6 protein-coding genes are annotated in these 7,001 nt (G+C 45.7%); 3 read left to right on the top strand and 3 right to left on the bottom strand.

Features of this window, described 5'->3' with window-relative positions:
* From B9T16_RS23745 to alr, 3 genes are all read right to left on the bottom strand, one after another.
* The coding region (locus tag B9T16_RS23745) for a M16 family metallopeptidase (protein WP_410245925.1) at positions 1 to 1,829 on the bottom strand (1,829 nt) is incomplete at its 3' end.
* Positions 1,830 to 2,152: 323 nt separating this feature from the next.
* Positions 2,153 to 2,656 carry a DUF427 domain-containing protein gene (locus B9T16_RS23740; protein WP_410245924.1) on the bottom strand — a complete coding sequence of 168 codons (504 nt, stop codon included), beginning with the start codon at positions 2,654 to 2,656 and terminating at the stop codon, positions 2,153 to 2,155.
* A gap of 18 nt (positions 2,657 to 2,674) precedes the next feature.
* The gene (alr, locus tag B9T16_RS23735; RefSeq protein WP_006616655.1) at positions 2,675 to 3,874 is read right to left on the bottom strand and encodes an alanine racemase; all 1,200 of its coding nucleotides are present in this window, start codon (positions 3,872 to 3,874) and stop codon (positions 2,675 to 2,677) included.
* 133 nt (positions 3,875 to 4,007) lie between these two features.
* On the opposite strand from alr, the gene B9T16_RS23730 reads away from it, so the two are divergent.
* The 3 genes from B9T16_RS23730 (at position 4,008) to B9T16_RS23720 (ending at position 6,833) form a co-directional block, all read left to right on the top strand.
* On the top strand, positions 4,008 to 4,505 hold the full coding sequence (locus B9T16_RS23730) for an HNH endonuclease (protein ID WP_006616654.1): 498 nt from the start codon (positions 4,008 to 4,010) through the stop codon (positions 4,503 to 4,505).
* 537 nt (positions 4,506 to 5,042) lie between these two features.
* On the top strand, positions 5,043 to 5,552 hold the full coding sequence (gene sixA, locus B9T16_RS23725) for a phosphohistidine phosphatase SixA (RefSeq protein ID WP_006617604.1): 510 nt from the start codon (positions 5,043 to 5,045) through the stop codon (positions 5,550 to 5,552).
* A gap of 105 nt (positions 5,553 to 5,657) precedes the next feature.
* Positions 5,658 to 6,833 carry a citrate synthase gene (locus B9T16_RS23720; protein ID WP_410245923.1) on the top strand — a complete coding sequence of 392 codons (1,176 nt, stop codon included), beginning with the start codon at positions 5,658 to 5,660 and terminating at the stop codon, positions 6,831 to 6,833.
* Positions 6,834 to 7,001 lie beyond the last annotated feature (168 nt).

Below are 7,001 nucleotides of genomic sequence, written 5' to 3'. Positions count from 1 at the left end.
TCTAACCATTTTTGGGGAAAGGTGGGAATTTGCAATACATCAGCTAAGGTTTCCAAAACCAGAAGCCAATCACCACTAAGGGCGGAAGCGGAAATATCTACCCCTTCGGTGGCGGTCCTGACCTCGATATTTGCGCCCCGATTTTCCAGACGACGGGCTAATGATTGCCCATTATAACTGACTGTTCCACTCATTAAATTTTCGGCAGTTAGTAGGGCTAACCCTTCCCGACCTGGAGGGTCAAATTCTTCGCCGGCTTTCACAAATCCCCGAATTGATATCGATGGGGTACTATTGTCGGCTAATAATAAAACTCGCATCCCATTATCTAGAGTGAAAGACTCCGGCGGGGTGATGGTGTGAACTTTGGCGGGGGGAATTTCTGGCAGATATTGGCTGATGGCTGCTGGGTCTGGGGGTTCACTAATGCGATGGTGTCTGGGAGTATGTATATTAACTTTGGTGGCGGTGGAATTAACAGTATTTGCGTCTGTTATTGACTCGGTTTTGGTCTGGGTGGGTTCAAATCTTCCCAGGGTGCGATATTCTGGTTTGAGATAGGTTTGGGCGACTTTTTGCACGTCTGCTGCTGTGACTTGGGCGATCGCTTTTAGATAGTCTTCGCTATAGCGATAATTGCCAGTTGTTGTCCAGTCCAAACCTAATTGCATGGCTTGACTGGTTAGATCACGATTTTCCAGAATAGAACTGGCAATAATTTGGGTTTTTGCCCGATCTAGTTCTTCGGTAGTTACCAGTTTTTGTTGGAGTTTGACAATCATTTTTTGCCAGGCTTTATCGAGGCGGTTCAGAGATTTAGTGGTGGTGGTGGTTCCCCACATTTCTAACCAACCTCCGGCACTTAAATTAATGACTGTACTGCCAGCATCGGTAGCAATTCCACTGTCGATTAATTCTCGATAAATCCGAGAACTACGACCACCATTATCTAAAATATAATCCAGGATATTCAGGGCGGGAATATCATCATGATTAATGGCGGGAATTGGATAAATTACTTGGCTAAATGGAACGGCTCCGGGTTCCTGGAGAATAATGGGTTTATTTGATGGTAAAATACTAGGCGGAAATGTACTGAAAATTTGTCCCCGCTGTACACGGGTCGGAGGTTCATCAGGGTTGGCAATGCCGCCAAATATTTCCTGAATGGTGGTGAGGATTGATGAGGGGTCAAAGTCACCAACGACAATTAAAACGGCGTTATCAGGGCGATAATTGAGATGGTAATAATAGCGGACATTTTCAACGGTGAAATTTTCGACATCGGCTTTAGTTCCACCAATCATTAAACCGTAGGGATGATGGGAAAATGCGGCTGTCATTACGGCACGATTGAGGCGATATTCAGGACTATTTTCATAGCCCTGTAATTCGGAGATAACTACGCCTTTTTCTTGGTCAAATTGTGCTGGAGAAATGAGGGCATTTTTGAGGCGATCGCCTTCCAACATCAGAACAGTTTTTAAGGCATTAGATTCGACAGTATTATGATATGCTGTCTGGTCATAACCTGTAAAAGCATTAAAATCTCCCCCCAAGGTTTCTAACAAACTACCATATTGAATAGGGCGGGTAGTAGTCCCTTGAAACATCATGTGTTCTAGTTGATGGGCGATGCCATTATCCCCTGGTTTTTCATCTACTGATCCGATTTTATACCATACCTGGACTGTCACAACTGGTGCCGTATGGACGGGCTTGGTTAAAACGGTGAGACCATTTTCTAGGATGGTTTGAGTCACATTTTGGCTAGGGGAAATGGTGGTGTCTGTGCCTAAATTGGGTGGGAAGGATGGAGTTGCAATCACTTTAGTTAAAGGGTTAGTTACGATATGATAGATATCCCGATTGATGTCTAACAGCTCAAAAGTTGTTGAATCTCGCAGATACAGGATTAACTAATTATGGCTATAGATGCAATCAATTGTGATGATATTGGAGTTGTGAAAATGGGCAATTGGGAAGATGGTATGATTGACAATAAACATAAGTATCGGGTTAGTTGATACTGGCAATAATGGCAGTTTCCAGATTCATATCTACTCTGATATTGATGGTTATTTAATGACTGAAAGAGGGATAGTTATTAACTGTTCCCTCTGCCAGTTTTCAGGTGGAATGATTAAGGGGTTTACCAGCCCATTGTCCCCGACCCACCTTTAAAAGGTCCGACAATATCTTGGGTAATCCAACCACCGTAAAAATCTCCGGGTTGAGATTGTACTAACTCATCATTAACATAACATTCATCCATGAGACTAGCATAAAAGCTGTAACAGTCTTGGATATCGACAAAATCGGGAGTTGGCTGCACATAACGCCAAGCAGCATTGGAGACTCGTTTATCTCCGACAATGATATCATAATAAACACAAATTCCCTTCCATTCGCACATAGTGCGGCGGTAAGTTTGCACGAGATATTCAAGTTTAATATCATCGCCGGGAATGTAGTATGTTGGGGGGTGGCTAGTTTCTAAAACCCGTTTAGCGTGGCGGGAGTCAGCGAGAGTAATGCCATTAAAAATAATCCGCAGGTGTTTATTGGTATCCTCCAATTTAGCGGGACGGGGATAGTCCCAAACTGATTCTTGTCCGGGACCAGGAGTAATCGGTGATGGTCTAAAAAAGCTCATATTTTGTGGTTTCAGGGTTTAATTAATTAGAATCCGAGGAAGGCGATGTTTAAATCCACAGAGGATTTCCCAGGAAATCGTGCCTAACTGTTGCGCCCAATCATCGGCGGAAATGCTATGATGGCGATCGCTTCCCAAAAGGGTGACAACTTCTCCGACCTGTAAATCAGGAATAGCAGTTACATCTAACATTAACTGATCCATTGTGATTGCGCCAATTTGGGGGACGAATTGACCGCGAATTAGGACTTTCATGCAGTTAGACAACTGGCGGGGTACTCCGTCAGCATAGCCGATACCGACAACTGCAATGGGAGTCCTTTGTTTGGCGATAAATTTATATCCGTAACTCACGCCACACCCGGCTTCAATGGTTTTGATTTGGGTAATACGGGCGCGAATACTCATGGCGGGCTGAAGATTAATGACCGATCGCAAATGAGGGGCGGGATATAATCCATAAAGGGATAAGCCGACCCTGACCATATCATAATGTAAAGCCCGATCGGTTAAGGTGGCGGCGGAGTTAGCCAGATGTAAACAGGGTTTGATAGTAGGGACAGATAAAAGGCTTGTATGTTCCTGAATTTGGGCTAAGACTTGTTGAAAGCGCCAATGTTGCTGATCCATAATGGTGCGATCGCGAATATCGGCGGTGGCGAAGTGGGAATATATACCAGAAATCTCTAAATTAGGTAATCCCCGCACCAGTTGCACAAATTCTAAGGCTTGTTCCCACCAAGTCCCCAGCCGTGACATTCCAGTATCTATGTTAAGTTGAACGGGTAGCGATCGCTGAATTGATTGGAGAGTTTCCGAGAAAAGTAGGGCTTGAGTGGGGGTGCATAAAGTGGGTTGTAGTCCCCAATGGGCGATCGCCTTGATCTCATCAGCAGTATGCACAGCCCCCAGGACCAAAATGGGCTGTTGAATACCTAAGCGCCGCAATTCCATACCTTCAGGAATGGTCGCCACGGCGAAATCGTCAACCCCAATTTCTGATACAATTTTAGCCACACTCACCGCCCCATGACCATAGGCATCTGCTTTAATTACGGCCATGAACCGAGTTTCCGGGGATAGTAGGTGGCGGATCTGTTTGACGTTATTGGCGATCGCCCAACGGTCTACTTCTACCCAAGCACGATGTTCACATTCACCCTCATAGTTATAAGTGCGATCATCCTGGGCTAGTGGCTTAGATTTCCTGCTAACCATTATCATTCCTTAGCGTGATAGTAGTTCAAATACACAGATACAGATATGGTCTGGGGATTTCCCAGCCCAGGCTAAAAAATTAAATATATGATAATATCGGGTCAAAATCATTAGATCGCAGCAATTTATTAGTATGGGCAATGTTCTGGTGTTGAATGCCTCCTATGAACCGCTCAATATCACGACTTGGCGGCGGGCGGTGGTCTTATTGTTGAAGGAAAAGGCGGAACAAGTTGAGCATAATGGTAGGTATCTGCTACCAGATTTTCCCTTCCCAACTGTGATCCGATTACGTCATTATGTCCGAGTCCCCTATAAAGAAATTCCATTAACCCGAAGGAATATCTTGCAGCGAGATTGCCACTCTTGTCAATACTGTGGCTATAAGGGGGATGAATTGACTGTTGATCATGTGATTCCGCGATCGCGCCAAGGGGGTGATACTTGGGAAAATCTGGTAACCGCTTGTGTGCGCTGTAATGTCAAAAAAGGCTGTCGCACCCCGAAGGAAGCGGAAATGCCTTTGAGACATCCCCCCCGAAAACCTTACAGCAGCCTTTATTTTGAAGTGACTCGACACCTCAAAAGTGGCATGAACCAAGAATGGCAAAAATATGTGATTGGCTTGTGAAGCCCCTGGATGCAATGATGACCCAGGGGTTTTTTGCATAGGGAGGTCTGGTGTTGCTACCTCGCCGACAATTGGGACAATGGCAAGCCAGATGTTCCCACGGCGGCTAGATACTCCACCCACCCAATATAGCAGTCTAAAGCCCCTCTCCCCATACGGCGCAATGTAGGGGCGGGTTCTACTGTTAATTACATAAGGGGGGGAGAAGATTAATAAACCCGCCCCCTCTCTCTCTGATACCCACCTGTTAATTACAGAAGGGGGGRASAAGATTWATAAACCCGCCCWCTCTCTGATACCCACCTGTTAATTACATAAGGGGGGGNAGAAGATTAATAAACCCGCCCCCTCTCTGATACCCACCTGTTAATTACATAAGGGGAGAGAAGATTAATAAACCCGCCCCCTCTCTGATACCCACCTGTTAATTACATAAGGGGGGAGAAGATTTAGCAACCCGCCCTCTGGGGAGAGGGAGGTGACGGCTGTACCCCATCAAAAGAAGAAACGCTGTCTAATCAATTATGGCATTTTGAGATGAGTAACTTATATTTAATTCGTCATGGAATCGCGGCCGATCGCGGTACTTACCAACAGGACGAACAACGTCCCCTGACCCCAGAAGGCGATCGCAAAACTCGTCAAGTAGCCCTTACACTAAAACAACTCAAAATTCAGTTTCATTGTATACTTTCTAGTCCTTTGGTGCGAGCCCGACAAACCGCCGAAATTCTCCAATCAACCGGACTTAGTTTAAATCACGAAATTTTGCCAGCTCTAGCCCCTGATGGTGACATTCAACAATGGTTAGATTGGTACGGAAACCATGACAAAACTAGGGAGAAGGATTGGGCGCTAGTCGGACACCAACCGGATTTAGGCAATTGGGCAGAATATCTAATCTGGCAAAAATCTGCAGATGTTTTAATCGTGAAAAAAGCTGGTATAATCGGAATCAAAATTCCTAAACAGGGTATGATACAAGGGAATTCCCGTCTGTTTTGGTTGACAGCTCCTAAATTTTTGTTGGGGCTAAATGAAGGTTAACTTTTGTGAACAGCCATTTATTAATTAATTATTTTAAAATGGCGGTAGTTTGAATGTGTCTGGTAATGTAATACCTGTACATTCTACACATATAGAAAAGCTCCTATGACTACAACGAGTGAGTTTAAGCCCGGTTTAGAGGGCGTTCCCGCTACGCTGTCAAGCATCAGCTACGTTGATGGACAAAAAGGACTGCTGGAATACCGAGGGATCAGCATCGAGCAGTTGGCCGAACAAAGCACGTTTTTGGAAACTTCCTATTTGTTGATCTGGGGAAAACTGCCAACGAAAGACGAACTGGCAGATTTTGAGCATGAAATCCGCTATCACCGTCGGATTAAATATCGGATTCGGGACATGATGAAATGCTTTCCCGAAACCGGCCACCCCATGGATGCTCTGCAAACCTCAGCGGCTGCTTTAGGGCTGTTCTACTCCCGTCGCGCCCTAGATAATCCCGACTACATTCGCCAAGCTGTAGTGAGGCTGTTGGCGAAAATTCCGACGATGGTGGCGGCTTTTAAACTGATGCGGAAAGGGAATGACCCGGTACAACCCAGGGATGATTTGGACTACTCTGCCAACTTCCTGTATATGCTGAGTGAAAAGGAACCGGACCCGTTAGCGGCTCATGTATTTGATGTGTGCTTAACTCTCCATGCAGAACACACCATCAACGCTTCGACGTTTTCGGCAATGGTGACAGCTTCGACGTTGACTGACCCCTATGCGGTGATTGCGTCGGCGGTGGGAACCTTAGCGGGTCCACTGCACGGGGGTGCTAACGAGGAAGTGCTGGAGATGCTCGAAGAAATCGGTTCTGTGGAAAATGTCCGGCCCTACCTAGATAACTTGATGGAGAAAAAAGCCAAAATTATGGGCTTTGGTCATCGGGTATATAAAGTCAAAGACCCTAGAGCAACTATTCTTCAGAATTTGGCAGAGCAACTGTTTGAGAAGTTTGGTTCCGACCAATACTATCAAGTGGCGGTGGAATTAGAAAAGGTGGGTCAGGAACGGTTGGGACATAAGGGGATTTATGCCAATGTGGACTTCTATTCTGGTGTGGTGTACCGGAAATTGGGTATTCCCTCGGACTTGTTTACTCCGATTTTTGCGATCGCTCGGGTAGCGGGATGGTTAGCGCACTGGAAAGAACAATTGGTCAAGAACCGGATTTATCGACCCACCCAGATCTACACGGGAAATCATGCGGAAACCTATATCCCCATTCATGAGCGTAACTGTGCGATCGACCTGCAAGGTCCAGTKATTCAATAGGTATTGAAGTAGTACAGATTGGGATTGGGGGAAAGGGCAATAGATCCACCCCCAATTTCCTTTTTTGGGGCAGAAATTCCCCCAGGGCTGAAAATTTCCCGTGATTGTGAAGATTTGAGTCCCTCCAACGTTATACTGATCAGGGGAATTGCAGCCGTTTTGAATGCG

It is taken from the genome of Arthrospira sp. PCC 8006 (assembly GCF_046480465.1).
Lineage (GTDB): Bacteria > Cyanobacteriota > Cyanobacteriia > Cyanobacteriales > Microcoleaceae > Limnospira > Limnospira platensis.
This window is presented reverse-complemented; position numbering and strand designations above follow the sequence as displayed.